Origin of the sequence: Bremerella alba (assembly GCF_013618625.1) — a bacterium.
Classification (GTDB): domain Bacteria; phylum Planctomycetota; class Planctomycetia; order Pirellulales; family Pirellulaceae; genus Bremerella; species Bremerella alba.
In genome coordinates, this window is record NZ_JABRWO010000008.1 from 144,909 (window position 1) to 162,291 (window position 17,383).

General features: G+C 53.7%; 18 protein-coding genes. 4 read left to right on the plus strand and 14 right to left on the minus strand.

Going from position 1 to position 17,383, the window contains the following annotated elements; all coding sequences use genetic code 11:
• Positions 1-106: 106 nt before the first annotated feature.
• The 13 genes from nusA to rpmF all read right to left on the minus strand — a co-directional run bounded on the left by nusA (position 107) and on the right by rpmF (position 13,565).
• On the minus strand, positions 107-1,321 hold the full coding sequence (nusA, locus tag HOV93_RS14820) for a transcription termination factor NusA (protein ID WP_207397294.1): 1,215 nt from the start codon (positions 1,319-1,321) through the stop codon (positions 107-109).
• A gap of 124 nt (positions 1,322-1,445) precedes the next feature.
• Complete coding sequence (locus tag HOV93_RS14825; RefSeq protein WP_207397295.1) at positions 1,446-2,657, minus strand: ABC transporter ATP-binding protein; 1,212 nt, start codon at positions 2,655-2,657, stop codon at positions 1,446-1,448.
• A gap of 183 nt (positions 2,658-2,840) precedes the next feature.
• Entirely contained in the window at positions 2,841-4,151 is a 1,311-nt protein-coding gene (locus HOV93_RS14830) for a beta-ketoacyl-[acyl-carrier-protein] synthase family protein (RefSeq protein ID WP_207397296.1), read from the minus strand.
• A gap of 263 nt (positions 4,152-4,414) precedes the next feature.
• Positions 4,415-5,467, minus strand: a complete 1,053-nt coding sequence (locus HOV93_RS14835) for a metallophosphoesterase (RefSeq protein ID WP_390814343.1) — start codon at positions 5,465-5,467, stop codon at positions 4,415-4,417.
• Between the two features lie 143 nt (positions 5,468-5,610).
• Complete coding sequence (locus HOV93_RS14840) at positions 5,611-6,042, minus strand: hypothetical protein (RefSeq protein WP_207397298.1); 432 nt, start codon at positions 6,040-6,042, stop codon at positions 5,611-5,613.
• Complete coding sequence (locus tag HOV93_RS14845; RefSeq protein WP_207397299.1) at positions 6,039-7,013, minus strand: DUF1559 domain-containing protein; 975 nt, start codon at positions 7,011-7,013, stop codon at positions 6,039-6,041. Before HOV93_RS14845 ends, HOV93_RS14840 begins: the two co-directional genes overlap by 4 nt.
• A 320-nt stretch (positions 7,014-7,333) precedes the next feature.
• The gene (locus tag HOV93_RS14850) at positions 7,334-8,590 is read right to left on the minus strand and encodes a hypothetical protein (RefSeq protein WP_207397300.1); all 1,257 of its coding nucleotides are present in this window, start codon (positions 8,588-8,590) and stop codon (positions 7,334-7,336) included.
• A gap of 153 nt (positions 8,591-8,743) precedes the next feature.
• Entirely contained in the window at positions 8,744-9,613 is an 870-nt protein-coding gene (locus HOV93_RS14855) for a hypothetical protein (protein ID WP_207397301.1), read from the minus strand.
• 140 nt (positions 9,614-9,753) lie between these two features.
• Positions 9,754-10,995: a beta-ketoacyl-ACP synthase II gene (gene fabF / locus HOV93_RS14860; protein WP_207397302.1), complete on the minus strand. Its 1,242-nt coding sequence runs from the start codon at positions 10,993-10,995 to the stop codon at positions 9,754-9,756.
• Positions 10,996-11,043: 48 nt separating this feature from the next.
• The gene (gene acpP, locus HOV93_RS14865) at positions 11,044-11,280 is read right to left on the minus strand and encodes an acyl carrier protein (protein WP_105350808.1); all 237 of its coding nucleotides are present in this window, start codon (positions 11,278-11,280) and stop codon (positions 11,044-11,046) included.
• A gap of 214 nt (positions 11,281-11,494) precedes the next feature.
• The gene (fabG, locus tag HOV93_RS14870; protein WP_207397303.1) at positions 11,495-12,265 is read right to left on the minus strand and encodes a 3-oxoacyl-[acyl-carrier-protein] reductase; all 771 of its coding nucleotides are present in this window, start codon (positions 12,263-12,265) and stop codon (positions 11,495-11,497) included.
• Between the two features lie 53 nt (positions 12,266-12,318).
• A complete protein-coding gene (gene fabD, locus HOV93_RS14875) occupies positions 12,319-13,227 on the minus strand; it encodes an ACP S-malonyltransferase (RefSeq protein WP_207397304.1) in 909 nt (302 codons plus the stop codon).
• 131 nt (positions 13,228-13,358) lie between these two features.
• Positions 13,359-13,565, minus strand: coding sequence for a 50S ribosomal protein L32 (rpmF, locus tag HOV93_RS14880; protein WP_207397305.1), 207 nt, complete (start codon positions 13,563-13,565; stop codon positions 13,359-13,361).
• Between the two features lie 318 nt (positions 13,566-13,883).
• Here rpmF and HOV93_RS14885 point away from each other — a divergent pair, with 318 nt between their 5' ends.
• Positions 13,884-14,240: a hypothetical protein gene (locus tag HOV93_RS14885; RefSeq protein ID WP_207397306.1), complete on the plus strand. Its 357-nt coding sequence runs from the start codon at positions 13,884-13,886 to the stop codon at positions 14,238-14,240.
• A 151-nt stretch (positions 14,241-14,391) separates the two neighbouring features.
• Here HOV93_RS14885 and HOV93_RS14890 read toward each other — a convergent pair whose 3' ends face one another.
• Entirely contained in the window at positions 14,392-14,850 is a 459-nt protein-coding gene (locus HOV93_RS14890) for a ferritin-like domain-containing protein (RefSeq protein ID WP_207397307.1), read from the minus strand.
• Between the two features lie 863 nt (positions 14,851-15,713).
• On the opposite strand from HOV93_RS14890, the gene HOV93_RS14895 reads away from it, so the two are divergent.
• The 3 genes from HOV93_RS14895 to HOV93_RS14905 all read left to right on the plus strand — a co-directional run bounded on the left by HOV93_RS14895 (position 15,714) and on the right by HOV93_RS14905 (position 17,233).
• Entirely contained in the window at positions 15,714-15,935 is a 222-nt protein-coding gene (locus HOV93_RS14895) for a hypothetical protein (RefSeq protein ID WP_207397308.1), read from the plus strand.
• A 133-nt stretch (positions 15,936-16,068) separates the two neighbouring features.
• Positions 16,069-17,028, plus strand: a complete 960-nt coding sequence (locus HOV93_RS14900) for a hypothetical protein (RefSeq protein WP_207397309.1) — start codon at positions 16,069-16,071, stop codon at positions 17,026-17,028.
• Between the two features lie 19 nt (positions 17,029-17,047).
• Positions 17,048-17,233, plus strand: a complete 186-nt coding sequence (locus HOV93_RS14905) for a hypothetical protein (protein WP_207397310.1) — start codon at positions 17,048-17,050, stop codon at positions 17,231-17,233.
• Positions 17,234-17,383: the final 150 nt, after the last annotated feature.

Below are 17,383 nucleotides of genomic sequence, written 5' to 3' on the forward strand. Positions count from 1 at the left end.
ACAGCTCGCACACGAGTGCGACCGTTTGCCCGATTCGTTTCGTTAGTTGGAACTCATCGGGAAAGGCCTCGCTGCCGAGGGGATACGATCTGGGGGCTCCGCTTAATCATTGCGCGGAGCCATCTTTAAGTTTCTCGTCGCGAATACGCCGACGTTCGGTTTCCATGGCCTTTTCGGCCTCGTCTGCCTTGAGTTCGGCGGCATCACGAATCTGCTCAACCTGCTCTTCGGTGAACTCGCCCATTTCCATCATGGCGTCAGTCTCAATGACCGAGAGATCGTCGTAGGAAAGGAAGCCTTCCCCCACGAGTTGCTCGGCCACTTCTTCGGTGACTCCGGCGATGGACGTGAATCCGGTCACAGCGCGTTCGATCTGCTCTTCGAGTTCTTCGCGGAGCATGATCTCGATATCCCATCCACACAGCTTGCTAGCCAGGCGGACGTTTTGCCCTCGGCGACCGATTGCCAGGGAAAGTTGATCCTCGCGAACCAAAACGATGGCACGACCCATCATCTGGCACAGAATCACTTCCTCGACCTCGGCGGGCTGAAGGGCATTCGTGATCAGTTCTTGCGGATTTTCACTCCAGCGAACGATATCAATACGTTCGCCTGAGAGCTCATCCACGATGTTTTTGATACGGTTACCACGAACACCAACGCATGCGCCGACACAGTCGACACGTTGGTCGGAGCTATCGACGGCTACCTTGCTGCGGTAGCCGGGCTCGCGACTGATGTTGCGGATTTCGATTACGTCTTCGGTGATTTCCGGGATTTCCTGATCGAACAGGCGTTCCACGAACTTCTTGTTCGTACGGCTGAGGACCACTTTCACGCGGCTCCCCTGCTTGCGTACCTCGAACACAACCGCGCGAACGCGATCGTTGGCATGGAACGATTCACCGGGAATTTGTTCACTGCGAGGCAAAATGGCCTCGACGTTATCCAGGGTGACGATCGTTGCGCCCCCTTCACTGCGGTGGACGATGCCGTTGACCATTTGGCCGATCAGTTCGTCGTACTCGTCATGCAGCGAGTCGCGTTCGGCTTCACGGATCTTCTGGATGATGACTTGCTTGGCAGTTTGCGCACCAATGCGACCCACGGTTTCTTCCGGGTCCATCGGTAATCCATCGATGTGTCCGCTGATTGACCCATCTTTCCGATCGATATTGATCACGACCTCGGCCTCTTCGGGATGGTATTTGCGCGAGGCAGATACCAACGCCGATTCGATCGCCTGGAAGACGATTTCCTTGTCGATCTTTTTGTCCCGGTGAATCGCGTCCACGATTCGCAAGACTTCAGATGGATTCATGAGTCCTTCACTTTCAACGATAGGTGCTGCCTGGGGTGCGCCTGACTTTATCAGCCATGGGGAAGCAACCTGGGCAGGCTTACTTGCGGCAATTCACCGCGGATATCCAAATTGTAAGTCGATCTCAGTCTTGCCCGGCAGGCGAAAGACGAAGACCTGTTGCTATGTCAAACCAATGCAGCGAATCGACCCGAAATGCCATGGCGACGGGTCGAGCTTCCAGGTCGCCGCTTAACACGGCACCATTGGCTTTCGCCGTGATGCGGGGCATCTCGACACTGCCAGGTGCACCACCAGGAAGACGAATATGGACATAGCCCGTATCTCCTAGCGATTCGACCAGTTCAACCTGTCCGCGACCTGCCTGGGGGCAGGCGGCTGAAGACTCCTCGGTTAAAAGGATGTCTTCCGGGCGAACACCGAGGACAATTTTCCTCGAACTGCTTGGCTTGATCTCAGGACACTGGTTGGGACCGACTTTCAATTGCACGCCGGAAGCGCGGAATTCAAATTGGCCATTCTCACCGACCAGCTCGCCCTCGAGCAAGTTCATCCCAGGGGTTCCCAGGAAGCTGGCCACAAACCGATTAAGAGGTTTGTGATAAACCTCACTCGGCGAACCGACCTGCTGGAGCACTCCTTGGTCCATCACTGCGATCCGGTCTCCGAGCGTCATCGCTTCGACCTGATCGTGGGTGACGTATATCATCGTCGCACCTAGGCGACGGTGAAGTTCTTTTAATTCTCGTCGCATCTCGACACGAAGCTTCGCATCGAGATTTGACAGGGGTTCATCAAACAAAAAGGCAGCCGGTTGTCGCACAATTGCACGTCCTAGGGCTACCCGTTGACGCTCCCCACCCGAAAGTTCTCGCGGGTAGCGATCAAGCAGCTTTCCAATTCCCAAAGTGCCGGCCACTTGGTCGACCTTCTGCGGGATTTGCTGAAACTGCTTTTCACGCTCTGCGGCGCTTTGGGCATCTCTCAAACGTCGCCACAGACGAGAAATAAAATTCCCTCCGTAGCGAAGCCGCAAACCGAACGACATGTTACGCTGCACCGTCATGTGGGGGTACAACGCATAGTTTTGAAAAACCATGGCGATGTCCCGATCTTTCGGCGAGACGTGGGTGACGTTTCGGTCTCCTATTGTGATATCACCCCCAGAAACATCCTCGAGACCGGCAATCATCCGTAATGTGGTCGTTTTTCCACAACCACTAGGACCTACCAGTACCAAGAATTCTCGGTCGGCGACCTCTAAATCCAGCTCACTAACAGCGGCGACCGTGTCGGAAAATCGTTTACTAACTTGATTTAGAACGACTTTCGCCATGGTTGCCTGCTGCCGCTATAGGTTTCGTTCGATTATCAAACGGAAAACGGCTCTCAAAATGAAAGCCGTCCTACATGCTGAACTTAGTGGCAGTCACAATCCCGTTAAGATATCGGCTACCCCGCTGAGTGTCAACCAACTCTAATGCCGGAAAGGCCGTTTCTGCGGATCCACCGGGATCGATTACACGCCGCGAATCGCGATCGCCGAAGCCTGCCCTTGAGGACTGAAATTCAGACTAACAAATACCCCATCCGAGGTGATTGCTTGCGGTTCGGCCGATACGTTGAGTTGGCATTGGGGGTCTGGGGTTGAATATCCCAGGGTGCCCGGCAGCGACTTTTTCTGCTGGGCTAACAGGCTCCCAATCACTTCTATGACGCCACAACCGGCCCCAAGGTTACCGAAGTAGCTTTTCATGGCCACCACAGGGATATCTTGGGTTTTGTCTCCCAGGAACCGTGTGAGCCCTGCCGCTTCGTCCCAGTCCGATTGCTGGCTACCGAGTCCGTGGGCGTTGATATGCTGTATTTCGCTTAGTTTTATGCCAGCATCGCGGCAGGCAACTGCCATGGCATTGCTAATAGAGGTCGCTCGATCAGGCGTGCGATCGGGATTCCAGCCGGTGCAAATCGATTGACCGATGATTTCTCCCAAAATCTTGGCCCCGCGTGCCTCGGCGTGCTCCAGTGATTCGAGAACGAGCGCCCCTGCCCCTTCGCCGATGATCATCCCTTTGCGGTTGAGATCGAACGGCAGGCATTTTCCGCTGAGTTCGTCCGTTCCTTGGGCAATCGGGTCTTGAAGATACGCGTGGCAGGTACGGGTTTCGTGCACGCGGGTGCCTGTGGACCCGGCGACGATTACATCGGCATGTCCGCGAGCGATCGTCATCATCGCTTCGCCCAGGGCTGCCCCAGCCGAGGCTTCCCGCAGCGTGATCGAGTTATTGGGGCCACGCATGTCGTTGAAAATGGCGACATGACTAGCCGGCATGTTGGGCAGATATTTGAGCAGCCACAGGGGGGTGACCTCTGGTAGGCCTTTTTCTGCCCATTGCTCGAATTGGAATTCGTTCGCTTCATCGACACAAGCCGCAGTCGCTTTATCGAATTCTTCCGGGGTGGTCATCATGTAGTCGGAACCGAAGATGACGCCTGATCTTTCTGGATCGTACGAGCCCAATGCCAGGCTGCTGTGCTGCAAAGCACGCTGTGCGACGGCGACCCCCATTTGGATTTCGCGGCACATCACCTTCAGGTTTTTACGGATCGACCGGGTCTGGTTTTTATCGACTTCACCAAAGTCGGCGATGTTGCCGGTGAAATCGAGGGCTTCGCCGGCGTACGACGAAGGAAGCGCATCGGCCGGCAGGCTCTCGATTTTGCGGATCCCCGAGGTGCCCGCTTCCAAAGCTGCAGAGAAGCTGTCGAGATCCATCCCAAGGGGGCTGATCTGACCCATACCAGTTATGACGACTCGTCTCGATTGCATTCGTACGCCTATCGACACCGGGCAAACTAGGTTGTGCCTAGGGTGTTGGGAATTCTTTATGATGACCCAAAATTTTAGGCCACCGAGGCAGGACTGTCGATGGGAGCTTCACTGCCTTGCCAAGCCAGCAATGGTAGCTTTTTGTCTGTAAGACCAGTTAGCTCGCTACCAGAATGGCTTTAATAAAGACTCGTATCCGGACCCTTTGCGGGGAAGATGAGTCCTTATGGGCGAAATCGTCATATTGGGTCGGTCTACGACAGCTAGTTCTTGCTATTGGTCAAAGTTGCGTCCAAAAGCGGGACCTTCATCGAGAATTGATTCAGACTGCGACTTTTGGCGTAGCGTCCCTCTTCGCAGAGCTTTTCACTTTGAGGGTCAAATGACCAGGCGGTGATGAGATTGTCTTTCGGATGAAAGCGATATAGGCGGAGCCAGCCAGTGCTGTAGTCGCTCAGGGCTTGATGAACGGTATTTCCATGGATTCCAACCGATTCGAGATGCATGGACTGTGTACGGCTTTGATCGCCGCAACAGATGAGAATGAGGTTAGAGTGCTTACGAAAGCATTTCTGCCACATTTGTTCTGGAGTGTTTCCGTTGTCGCCATGCGTTTTTTTCCACTTCATTCGACCTTTGGTAGCATGGATGTAGTCTTCGCCGTTGGTGGGTAATTCTAGCGGGCCCAGTCCCATGTGCGTGGTCACAATCGCTTTGCGATCGGCATGCTGCTCCAATACTCCATCTGCCCATGCAAGGACATGATCGGGAGCGTTGCATTCAAGATGCAGGAAGAGGAAATCAATCCCTTCGGCAGAAAAGAGCTGAAAGCTATTCGCATTGTTGGTGCAATGGCCGGGTAAGGAATCGACAGGCTCATAACTTCCGCCATACCACGGCATCGAATCGAATCGACTTGCGGGAAACGTCTGTTGAAAAAGGGATGAATCGCCTGCCCGGGTCATATCATGATTGCCAACGGAGATTCCATACGGAACACGACCGTGTAAGCGATCCATGCATTTTTGAGCGCATTCCCATTGCTGGGGAGTATTGCGATCGACGATGTCGCCGACGTGGCTAACGAATGAGATGTTGTGCTGCTCTAGGTTCTGCGTGATCCAGTCGATGTGACGAGAGAAAATCGGATTGACCCGTGCATTCTCGCCAGGACGAGAAGCGTCTCGCTGATAAGACTGGGTGTCAGGAATTACGACGATGCTAAAGGTGCCGTCCGGGGTGGCAGGAAGTGTGTCTTGGGCTCTGACCTGTTGGACAAAGACAATGCTGAAGATCAGAAGAGAAGCCAAGGGCATCGACATGAACGGAAGGCGGGAAAGTGAATTGATCATCGCGAGTGAAAGAGGTTCCAGGCAAAAAGGTGAGAGTTGCGTCTAATAAAAAAGCGGTGGAAGCATTTCTAGATGCTCCCGACCGCTGCAAGTTTACTGCAAGTGGACTATCGACGTCGATTCTTAGGGACTTCGATATCAAACTGCGTGTCTTCGATGGGGAAGAGGTTTTGCATAGAGTAAGTGCGGAAAAGGGGTTTCACGATCACTTCTCCATCAACATCCGTACCAGCATCTTGGGAGAATCCACTGATTTCAATCTTGTAGGCTCCGCCGATCAATCCATTTCCATCTTCGGTCGTGTATTGGCCATCTTTGATTTCAAGGAGGGTTGCTGTACCGCGATTGCCTTCCGAGGCATCGGGAACAAACAAGATTTCTCCACCTGGGATCGGGTTCCCATCGAAGTTGGCCTTGCCGGAGACTTGGAATCGCGGTGGACCGGATTGGCTGCTTCCGCAGCCTATGGCCGAGGCGACACCAGCGAGGATGGTCATGCACAGGATGACCAAGGTGTAGGGTGCTTTGTTGGCGATCATTGAGGCAGCCCTCCGACAGGTGCACTATCGTTTCGGATGCCTAGCTGGCGGTAGATGTCTAGGTCGATTGTCTCTGGCAGGAAGTGAACCGAGGCATCCGCCATAAGCATGTTACATCCGCCGGGGTGAAAACTGCCGAATAGGCGAGAGTAGCCGGTGCGTGAGTCACTGCCACTTTGGGGTTGCATGCCGCCGGTTGTCTCTCGCGAGTTGATCGGCTCGTAAGCGCCGGCCATCGTAACAGGGTGTGGCATCGTAGAGCCTGAGCCGAGACGAATCGAGGAAGACCAACTCAGGTAGAAGGTCGAGGTCGTGCCTGCTTCGGTCAAGTGGTACTTGCTTTCACCTACCAGGAAGGTCTTTGTGGTACCGTCGGTCACGTCACGCATCCGGGTATCGGAATTGGCGTAGATGATCCCATTGGTAAAGAAGACGTTCGAGTTACCGCCGCTGCAGTTCACTTCGCTGGCCGAGCCGCCCCCTTGAACGCCAAAGTAGTTCAGGTTGTTCACATCGGAACCTGCGGCAGGATCGGAAGGACATTGGTAGTTAGGGTTGGGCAGGTACCAAAGGTTGTAATTGGGGTTACCACTGTCAACCTGGCTGGTGAAAGAGGCCGAGAACCTTCGTGTAATGTCGAACTGATCTGAGAGAGCCCTGTCTTCCATGAACGGAAGGATCATGACGGTCCAAGGAGTTCGCTGGGTGGAATCCCCAGTGTTACACCATGTGTCACCGTAGCCTTTGGTCACCTTCTCGTCGACGATACCGCCGGCGGGGAAACGCAGGAAGGTGTCGTGGTAGTTGTGGATTGCCAAGCCAATTTGCTTCATCTTGTTGGTGCACGACATGCGGCGAGCAGCCTCGCGGGCTTGCTGTACAGCGGGCAGCAATAGGGCAATCAGGACGCCGATAATCGCAATTACGACTAGTAGCTCAACCAGGGTAAAACCCTTTGTTCTTCGATTCATTTTCATAAACAATGTTTGATGCCTCAACTACGCCCAATTTCCAAAACCGATACCCCCGTAATAGGTACCCTTGATGGGGGTTTTTATGCTGTCAATGGCGTGTAAATTGACAGTAAGTAAGAATTGCTGGGAACGATGAAGGCGCGATTAAGATAAAGTGTGCGTTGTAACAATTAGCGCAATATATAAAAGAACCACTTAGATATATTTCGTTCTTGCGCTTTTCAAGAAGTAAGAATAAAGAAGGCCGCACTGCTTGGCAGTGCGGCCTTCAATTATCGCTCTTGGGCTGGCTGTTGTTCGATGTGAGAGATTGCTAGTTAGTACCGGCCGCGACTATCGACGGCATTCGGTTGAGCCGTTGGTACTGGGGCACCGGCACCGGTCTTGGCGGCTCCCTTGAATTCTACAAACATCAGGCCGTCTGCCCGAGGAGGCCCTGTTGGGATAAAGCTGGAAAGACTTGGGATTTGGGCAGCTGAAGAGATGCCGGATTGAGGCCGGGCCACGACACCGCAGCTAATGAGCAAGACTTGGTCGGAGGGCCAGCGGAATCGTTCGTGTAACCGCCAGCTAACCATTTGCGGAATCTGGATATCGACGGCCTGTCGCTGGGTCCCTGCCGTGGGAACATCGACGTCGACGGTGACGAACTTCTCGATCTGGTCGACACTGCACTTCAAGACGGAATCGATCATGCGATCGTCCGGCGTCAGAAGTGGGCTGACTTCCATGGAGAAGCCTTCCTCGATCTGGTCGGTCTGTAGTTCGTAGCCGGGGGAAGTTTGCGTTGCGCGAACACCACGGACGAACGAACGGGGCTGAAGCATCGAGATCGTGCTCGACTGGCCATTGTGAATCAGGAGATCGGCCGCATGGTGTTCTTGGAAATCGCTTCGTTGGCGTAGTTCACTCAACAGGACAGCTGCGTTTTCCTTGCTCATCAGCCAGGCTTCGATACCTGGTGTTTTAACAGAGACAGGCTGCATCATGCGATAAGCCAAGCGGCGCCAGTTGGGGCTTTTGACAGTGACTAGGCGAACGCCCAGCTTTTTGACTTCGGCCTGACTATCGACGAACTTGGTGACGACATCCGTAACCACTTCCTGCATTTCAGGCGTGTGATAGACACGAAGTGTGCTTTTATTCGCGGAGAGCATGCCCAGGGGATCGCCGAACCAAACATCGGTTCCCGTTTCGCGAAGGATCCAGTCGATGATTGCTTGTTCGGGCTTCGCTGTGGTGGTAACGCGACTGGTGTACGGTGTGAGGTCATAATCTCGCCACACCTGGCCGGCCCCGTTGGGTAGCTCTTTCAGGCCTGAGGTTACCTTCAACAGGCTGCCTGACTTCGAGACGTTTTCGGCTGGTGGGCTGGTCGGTGGATCGCTGGCATAAGCTGCCGGTCGAACCGTACTGCTGGGAACAGCGGCCCCCGGGTTCCGCCACTGCAGCGAGGTATCGGAGCCAGTCGTTGTCGAACCGCTTACGGGCATGGGGCGGGGTTCCGACTGAGCCGTTGCCACGTGGGTGGTCAATGCAACCAATAAAATGCTAAGTAATGAGCCACGCAACATGATTCGATCCTCCATGATCCGACGCCAATTTGGTCTCGCCAATTCCACTGGTGGCCGAGACGCCTGGTCGAAAGTTGCCGGAGTATAGAAACCGCGTAGCCCTGCGGCAAGGCGAATCGATCAATCCAAGTAAAAGCTAGAAGAAACGTCTCGCTAAAGGAGATCGTTGAGCCAGTCATCGTTGCTTTTCGAGGACGGCTTGCTAGCTGGCTGAGAGGAGCTGTCCGGTGAGTCTGGCGAATCGGACTTGGGCGGCTGGTCGGTCTCGTTAGCGAACAGGTCAATATCGTCGTCATCGTACTCGTCGTCGGGAAACGCGATACGCTCGGAGGATGCGGAAGCCGCTCGGGGCGGCGTAACGACAGGCGTGGCGATCGTCTCGCTGACTCCCCTGCCCCGCCCTGGATTGCGGGCAACCTTGGCACGCTGGTCCATGCGTTCTCGCTGCAGTCGTTCTTCCCGTTTAGGGTCGGCCAAAGCACCAAACCGCCGCATCAGAATGATCCAACCAAACGCGAGGCCAGCTGCCAGGATAAGGCCCACAATGGTTCCACCTAGAGCGCCTAAGAATATTCTTCCTGCCACGACGAAAATGAAACCCACAAAGACCGCACACAGTCCCGATGCGATTAAGAAGTCTCTAGGGGTGACTAGGTCGTGAAGTTGCTCTTCGAGCCACTTTTCCATTTTGGTTTTAGGCTCGTCATCTTTCGCGAGGGCTTCTTCGGTCAGGTCCTCGAAGTAGGCTTCCAGCTTGACGTGCCAGCCGCATCCCTTGCACAGATATTGCTGAGCGGGAATTACCTTGCCGCACTTGGGGCAGTCGGTCGGCTGCGGTTTATCTTCGTCGTAGGCCCTGGTTTCATAGTTGGGCTCAATCACCGGAGCGAGATCGTCGTCGTCGCTCTTGGGGCGAACGACTTGGGTTGTGCTCAAGCATTTCGGGCAGCGGAGCGTCTGGCCGATCAGACGCTCTTCGGCATTGATACCGACACCGCAGCAAGGACAGGTAATGCGAATCATACTCGCGAATTTCTCGGTAATGGAAAGAAACAAACCCTGCGATTGGCCAGAAGCAAGGTTTCCTATTACCGATCATTCCCCAAGCAGAGGAAAAACGCAAGGATTTCCATCGGCTGAGTTTGTGGTACAGGCAGTGAAGACTACTCGGCGTATTCTTTCACAATGACGCAGGCATTGTGGCCGCCGAAGCCAAAGCTATTGCTCATCGCGTAGCTAACCTTGCGGTTTTTAGCTTCGTTAGGCGTGTAGTCGAGATCGCAGGCCGGGTCTGGCTTTTCCAGGTTGATGGTCGGCGGGATAATACCTTCCTGGATGACCTTCAAGCAAGTAATCGCCTCGATGCCGCCACTGGCACCTAGCGAATGCCCCAGCGAACTCTTGGTGCTGGAGACGGCCAGTTTGTAGGCATGGTCGCCGTAGACGGTCTTGATGGCAGTCGTCTCGGCTTTGTCGCCTGGAGGCGTGCTGGTGCCGTGAGCATTTATGTAATCAATTTTCTCAGGCGACAGTTGGGCGTCGTTCAGTGCGTTTTGCATTGCTCGGGCCGCCCCGCGACCTTCTGGGTCAGGCGAGGTGATATGGCCTCCGTCGCCGCTGCACCCAAAGCCAACGATTTCGCCCAGGATGTTCGCGCCGCGGGCCTTGGCGTGCTCGAGTTCTTCCAAGACGAGAACGCCGGCACCTTCGGCCATGACGAAACCGTCACGATCGAGATCGAACGGGCGGCTCGCCTTTTGGGGATCGTCGTTGCGGAAGGAAAGGGCCTTCATGTTGGAGAAGGCGCTGATCCCCATAGGCGTGATACCAGCTTCGGTACCACCAGAAATCATGACGTCCGCTTCATCGTATTGAATCGCTTTGAGGGCATCGCCCAGGGCATTGGTGGCACTGGCACATGCTGTTGCGACGGTGTAGTTGGGGCCTCGCATTCCATAGCGGATCGAGATGTTCCCGCCGGCAGCGTTAAGCATCAGGCGCGGAATGGTCATCGGCGAGACGCGATCGGCGCCCTTGGTCAGGAGCTTCTCGGTTTGCTCTTCAATGGTGGCAATGCCGCCCACGCCAGAACCGAGGATCACGCCGCAGCGGTAAGAATCCTCTTGTGAGAAATCGAGGCCTGATTGATTGACGGCGTCGATTCCCGCGACCATTCCAAACTGAGAGAAACGGTCTAGACGTTTTTGTTCCTTCGAGTCGATGTACTCGTCCGGTGCCCAGTCATGCACGTCGGCGGCAAACTTTACCTTGAATCGGGAATGATCCAGGATCTTAATTTCGTGGACGCCGCTCTCCCCTGCAATCAACTTGGACCAAAACTGATCTAGTTGGCAGCTAAGGGAGGAGACAATCCCCATTCCGGTAACGACAACGCGACGCTTCATGATTTTATGAACGCTAGGAGTACAAGCAGGAAGGAAGAATTCGGCCGACTAGGAGTTCTTGGCTTCTTCCAGATAATCGATCGCTTGACCGACGGTCTCGATCTTATCGGCGGAATCTTCTGGAATGTCGATATCAAATTCTTCTTCCAGTTCCATGACCAACTCGACCATGTCCAGCGAGTCGGCTCCCAGATCGTTCACGAATGAACTGTCGCGGGAAACTTTTTCTTTATCAACACCTAGTTGGCTAGCAACAATCTCTATTACACGCTCTTCTACCGACACGACGTGTCCTCCGTTTTGGGCAAGAGACCGAAAGCTCGGTCTTCTATGGTGACTTAAGTTGGTTTTTTATGAAGTTTCAAGCTCAACAAGATAGATGACCCAAGTAAAACGGGTCAAGGTGGAGACCACCTTATCCATCTTAATTTTCAGGAAACACGCTCTTAGAAAAAATCGAGGGTCTAAGTCAATGTCACTAAGGCGTTTCCAATTCATGCTAGCCAGTCATGCCGCCGTCGACCGTCAGAACCTGACCGGTAACGTAGGCTGCGTGATCGCTGGCCAGGAAAAGAACCGCATCGGCGATCTCTTCTGGCTTGCCCATCCGCTTGGCTGGTATGCGTTTTTTGACTTCGTCTTCGACCGCAGGGCCTAACGCTTTGGTCATGTCCGATTCGATAAAGCCTGGGCAGATGGCGTTGATGGTGACCTTGCGACCAGCCAATTCGCGGCTCAAGCTGCGAGTAAAGCCAATCATACCCGCTTTTGATGCCGAGTAGTTCGTCTGGCCAGGGTTACCCATGATGCCGGAGACGCTACTGATGTTGATAATGCGACCGAAACGTGCTCGCATCATGAACTTCGACGCAGCTCGGCTAAATAGGAACATGCCTCGCAGGTTTGTGTTGATGACGGTATCCCATTCTTCGTCGGTCATGCGAGGAAGCAAGTTGTCGCGGGTAACGCCGGCGTTATTTACCAGAATATCAATCTTTTCCCAGTCTTCGGCGACCTTGTCGATCATCTGCTCGACGCTCTCTCGCGACGTCACGTCGCACGGGAACGCTTCGGCCTCGCCGCCGGCTTCCTTGATCGCTGTGACCGTCTCGGCCAGCTTGTCGGCACTGCGGGCAACACAGGCGACCTTAGCGCCGCGTTTGCCCAGGCCAATGGCGATTTGCTGACCAATCCCTTGCGAGGCGCCAGTCACGATGGCGATCTTGCCAGTTAGGTCAACGGGAAGTGCGTTTCGATCAGCGTCGCTCATGGGGGAATTGCCTAATCTGTTTGATTCAAAAGAGTTAGTGGTCGCTAAGAGGCTCAGGCTTCTACGCTGGTGAATGCAATTTTGCGATTGATCCGCTTCATCAGGCCGCGAAGCACTTTGCCAGCACCGATTTCGTAAAACTCGTCGAAGCCTTGATCGAGTAGGTGTCGCATCGACTGTTCCCAGCGAACTTGGGAGCAGACCTGTTGTTGTAGAAGCGAGCGAATTTCTTCCACGTTGTCGTGCGGCTGAGCGTCGACGTTGGAAATAACCGGGAGTTTTGGGCTTTTGAGTGTGACATTTGTCAGCGCGGCGGTCAGCTTGTCGACCGCTGGTCGCATGATTTCCGTGTGGAATGCACCGGCCACTGGCAAAGGAATAACCTTCATCGCCCCGCTCTTCTCGGCCACTTCGGCGGCTCGTTCGCAGGCATCGTTGGTGCCAGAAACGACTATATTGCCGGGGCAAAGCAGATTGGCGATCTGTAGAATTCCGTCCCCGCGGGCCTCGTCGCAGATTTTCTCGATGGCGTCTTGCTCGAGACCTAGAATGCTGACCATGCCGCTGGGGGTGGCGTCGGAGGCAGCTTGCATCGCTTCTCCGCGTATCTGGACGACCTTCAGGGCGTCTTCAAACTCCATGACTCCAGCGAAGACCATGGCCGTGTATTCGCCCAGGCTCAACCCTGCGGTGGCCTCTGCGGAAAGCAGTACGTCCGGGGATTGATCGCGTAGTTGCGCCAATGCCGCAATGCTGGTGACAAAGAGTGCCGGCTGGCTATGAACCGTCGAGTCGAGCTTTTCGCTGGGGCCTTCGAAGCAAATCGAAGCCAGGTCGTAGCCCAGAATCTCGTTGGCTTGGTCGAAGTACGCTTTCGCGGCCGGCAGCGAATCGTAAAGGGATTTCCCCATTCCGACGGTTTGCGCGCCTTGTCCCGGGAATAGAAATGCGATCTTGCTCATCGCAGGGGGTCCCTTCTCTCCATCAAGCTTCGAAGTCAACAGACCGCTGGCAGAGGTCTACGCATGCGGATGAAATTATCCGAATGGGCATTGTCCCAGCGGTCTTGTGCTCTTGGAAGCCCAGGGGGTGCTTATTCGGCGACTTCGTTAGACGGCATAACGTTGCGGCCCTGGTAGTAACCACATTCGGGGCACACTACGTGGGTCGGAACGGCCACGCGAACGCGACGTTGGTGCAAGCAATTAGGGCAGAAGGTCAACTGACGGGCCTTCAGGCCATCGTGAGCTCGACGCATGCCGGTGCGGGAATTCGACTGTTTTCTCTTAGGTACTGCCATGACCGTGTTTCCAGCGAGGGCTTGACAATGCGTAAGTCGCTTGCCAGCCTCAATTTAGTGCCCTTTGAGCCATTGTGGATTACGCCGATCCAGGGGCCGGTGGGGCTAACGTCCGATGAAAGCCTCAAAACAAGATGAGGCACAATATGTAGGTGGAAACGCGAAATGATACTGGTATTCCGCAGAATCGTCAATAAGCCCAGCTAATTACTGGGTTTGGGATTTTTGTTATTGACGCACCCACGTTATCTTCACAGAATAAGAGCGAACTGAGACTTGATATCAACTTTGTCCAAGCCGATAGCACTCTCACCTTATATGTCCTACCTCAAAGAAAACGTGGTCGAAACGATTTCGACCGGAGACCGTGACCGCACGCTCGTCGTCAATTGCACCGATCGCGATGGTTGCGTCCTTGTCGAAATCCGCCAGCAAAGCTTCGGCGGTCAGCGTGTGGGTTGGTTCACGCAGTCCAGCGTTCAGGTTTCGCCTGAATCCGTGGCGGCGTTAAGAACGGCCCTGGGGATCGCAAGTGCTTTGCCTGAAATAGTTTCGGCCAAGCGAGAGCGTGTCACCTTGAAGGCTGATCGCTCTGATAACGAAGCCATCGTCTCAGGACGAATCGCTTCGTCGTCGGCCCCGTCGCTGCGAGTCTGGCACGCGGAATCGGCTTAGAAGCCCGGTTTAAAAAAAGCATTGTTGGGTAAGTGCCTTGGTTTCGCCTGGGTGTTACCTGGGGTACTTCCTGGGTATTACCACAACAACACTCTTGTAATCAGCTACCCTTTGAACCTTGGTTTAAAGGGTAGTTTATTTTCTTGAAAGCTTAGCCAGCCTTCGACGCACTGCCACCTTTGGCTTGTGCGGCGACACTTGGATCTTTCAGGATCATTGTGAATTCATCGACGCCTTCCTGTTCTTCCAGCAGAATTTCTTCAAGGAGGACGACCAGAGGGCGATTCTTTCCGTCGACCATCGACAGCACTTCTTGGTACAGCTGAACGGCCTTCGATTCAAATTCCAAGCCGTTGGTCAGCATTTCGTATAGGTCGTCGGTCTGCTTGACCTGGTTGCGTTCGATGGTGGGAACTCCGCCCAGGGCAGAAATCTTCTGACCGACGATCTTCGCGTGGCCGAACGATTCCTTCGCGGCATCCAGGAACATGTCGCTGTAAACCTCGCGCCATAGTCCGCTGACAACGAAACCGGCTTGCGAGTACTGAGCGACTCCGGTCCATTCGTGCTTCAGAATCTCATTCAACTTGTCAATTACGGCCTGGTCCATGGTGGTGTCCTTTCATTCTGGCTAAAGAGCGAGCAAGTTCGCTCGTGGGTGTTGCGGTATCACCGTGCGGTAAGCAGCGGGTTCGCTGAGCATATACGGTGCAAATCGCGAGCCTGAACGATTGTTTGGCGGTGGCTATTTCATCGTGTGCAGTCTCAACTTCTCTCCGAATCGTATCACTCGTATCGGCAAAAACTAGAGGGAAGTAACCCTTTGTGTGGTCTCAACTTGCATTTTTAGCCAAAAGATAGTCGCTCTCAACAAGAGCCCTTGTTGAGACGGACCTTGTGGTGAATCGGTCTCAATAAGACAGTCGATTGCCGCGAAAGAAGTTGGCATGCCCAAGTTTGAAGGGACAGCGTGTGAAGCGACAGCGTGTGAAGGGTATCGGCCACGAAGGACAGAGAAATGCCTATGCAGCACGCAAGGGCTCTCCCTGCAAGTTGTGGAAGCTTCCGCCGCCTCTGTGATGAGATCTTCTTTCCCCCCCTGCCCTACCCTCAGGTAGACGCGACCTGTCAAACCTGCCGCATCGACATTGATGCAGAAGCAGTTTCACTTCATTCCGCCACAGTCGTCGCTCGCAGCTGTTTCACATCACGCATCGGTGGTTGGTCGAAGTGGAAAGCTTCTTCTTAGCCGACCTGGAAACCAGCTTGGTATGCATCCAGTATCGGCCGCCGATCGGAACATCCAGCTAAAGCTTATTAAACATGTGTGCGAACCGACCGGATCGATTTATTTTACCAGCACGGTGTAGCCTCAGGTGTACCAATCGAAGACGTTGCCGGCGCGGTCACAGACTTGAGCTAGTAAGGTAGGGTCAAGCATTTCAGCCTGTCGGAAGCCGGCGTCGAAACGATTTGACCAGCCCACAGCGAGCAGTCGGTCGCCACGCTTGTCCAGATTGGTTTGGCCTGGATGTTGGCTTAAAAGCTACGGATCACACCGATACCAGGTACAACACATTTCGGTTGGCGGAAGAAAACTTGGCGGCAACTACGATGCAACTCACCGCCGAAGGTCTACGGGACTTCGAAGACGCGGCGACGAAGGTGGGCGTCTATGATGACGCCTATTCGTAGCATCAAGAGCCGGATGACCGGGATTTAGGATTGAAATCTAGCATTCGTTGAAATTTGTCACTCGACTCAATTTGATAGGTTCCGCGGCAAGGTATATTTCAGGGCGATTTACGTTATTTGTGGGGGAGCGACGATGCAAGTCTGGATATGGATCTGTATTGCGGCAGCGGTCTCTGGCGAGAATCTAAATTTCAAGCATTCAGACACGTGGCCACATTCAGCTCAACCGCTCAAGACCGAAGATCAGGTGCGGGCGGATATTGTCATTGACGCCATGATGACAACACTAGGGGAAATTCATTCCGGTGACGTTCAGATCATTCAGGAAGTTACACCGCGAACCGATAGCTACGCTCGAAAGAATCGGCTTTGGTTTGACTATGACCGCCGCGTTGAACGGTTCGATCAGCAAACAGGTCGATTGGCTCAGCGTATTCGAGTGTCCGACGAGGTCATCTTTCATTTACCGCGAAACACATTTACACCGGCAGGTAGGACACACAAATCGCCAGGATACATTACGGTCGATGTGAGAAAGGACGAAGTGGATGTTCCCGGCACTATTCCCATTGATGTTCGAATTGCCGGATTGGGCAACTTTGCACATCTTAGGAACCATTGGACCTTAGAGGAATTTAGCGAACATCGAGATGCAGAAAGTAGTCTCTTTCCGGCAACGCTCAGCTACATAGATGAGACCGATCCGGATCCGATATTCACAGACCTAGTTTGGATTGGTCCAGTGAGTCAGGGGCGACTAACAAAAATTCTATTGCGACTGGATCGAACTCGGGATTTCGTACCTGTAATAAATGTATTGTTTGTTAAAAACGCAAGCGGAGATTTCGAGTCAATCTCAACCAATACTGCCGATTGGATTTCTGTGAATGACACATGGGTACCCGTTCATTGGAAGGCCACGCTTGCATCACTTGAAATCGTGCACGATCTTCAATTTCATTGGCGCACAGTAAATAGATCGATCAATAAAAAAAGGTTTACCTTAGAAGATTTAGATGCCCCACTAGGAACATCCGTTATCAATGCGCGAAGAAAAGACCGTGTTGTTATTGATCGACGAATTGGTCTGTAATTCGATAAAGAGGAAAACAATGAGTTACGGCATGGTCGATATCGAAGCGGATGGCCCGATTTCTGGTGATTACTCGATGATGTGCTTTGCGGCCTTGCTGGTTGAAATTGGGGGCTTTTTCTGTAGCTTCTATGGCAAGCCGACACCGATTTCTGAGAAATGGATTCTCGATGCTTTAGCGTGTTTGTTTTTCGCGCGACGATAATTCGATGAGGCTTCGCACACCCATCACCCAATAGATGACGCCCAAGGAAATGCCGAAGCACAGTTGACGATGAAACCCAAGAGGGGTTTGAAGATTCGGCTATGAGACGCAGTGCGATTGCCACCGAGAATTGCACCGCATGCTGATTTC

Coding starts and splice junctions, on each gene's coding strand:
- nusA (WP_207397294.1), bottom strand. CDS start 1,321: ATGAATCCATCTGAAGTCTTGCGAATCGTGGACGCGATTCACCGGGAC.
- HOV93_RS14825 (WP_207397295.1), bottom strand. CDS start 2,657: ATGGCGAAAGTCGTTCTAAATCAAGTTAGTAAACGATTTTCCGACACG.
- HOV93_RS14830 (WP_207397296.1), bottom strand. CDS start 4,151: ATGCAATCGAGACGAGTCGTCATAACTGGTATGGGTCAGATCAGCCCC.
- HOV93_RS14835 (WP_390814343.1), bottom strand. CDS start 5,467: ATGCCCTTGGCTTCTCTTCTGATCTTCAGCATTGTCTTTGTCCAACAG.
- HOV93_RS14840 (WP_207397298.1), bottom strand. CDS start 6,042: ATGATCGCCAACAAAGCACCCTACACCTTGGTCATCCTGTGCATGACC.
- HOV93_RS14845 (WP_207397299.1), bottom strand. CDS start 7,013: ATGAATCGAAGAACAAAGGGTTTTACCCTGGTTGAGCTACTAGTCGTA.
- HOV93_RS14850 (WP_207397300.1), bottom strand. CDS start 8,590: ATGTTGCGTGGCTCATTACTTAGCATTTTATTGGTTGCATTGACCACC.
- HOV93_RS14855 (WP_207397301.1), bottom strand. CDS start 9,613: ATGATTCGCATTACCTGTCCTTGCTGCGGTGTCGGTATCAATGCCGAA.
- fabF (WP_207397302.1), bottom strand. CDS start 10,995: ATGAAGCGTCGCGTTGTCGTTACCGGAATGGGGATTGTCTCCTCCCTT.
- fabG (WP_207397303.1), bottom strand. CDS start 12,265: ATGAGCGACGCTGATCGAAACGCACTTCCCGTTGACCTAACTGGCAAG.
- fabD (WP_207397304.1), bottom strand. CDS start 13,227: ATGAGCAAGATCGCATTTCTATTCCCGGGACAAGGCGCGCAAACCGTC.
- rpmF (WP_207397305.1), bottom strand. CDS start 13,565: ATGGCAGTACCTAAGAGAAAACAGTCGAATTCCCGCACCGGCATGCGT.
- HOV93_RS14885 (WP_207397306.1), top strand. CDS start 13,884: ATGTCCTACCTCAAAGAAAACGTGGTCGAAACGATTTCGACCGGAGAC.
- HOV93_RS14890 (WP_207397307.1), bottom strand. CDS start 14,850: ATGGACCAGGCCGTAATTGACAAGTTGAATGAGATTCTGAAGCACGAA.
- HOV93_RS14900 (WP_207397309.1), top strand. CDS start 16,069: ATGCAAGTCTGGATATGGATCTGTATTGCGGCAGCGGTCTCTGGCGAG.
- HOV93_RS14905 (WP_207397310.1), top strand. CDS start 17,048: ATGAGTTACGGCATGGTCGATATCGAAGCGGATGGCCCGATTTCTGGT.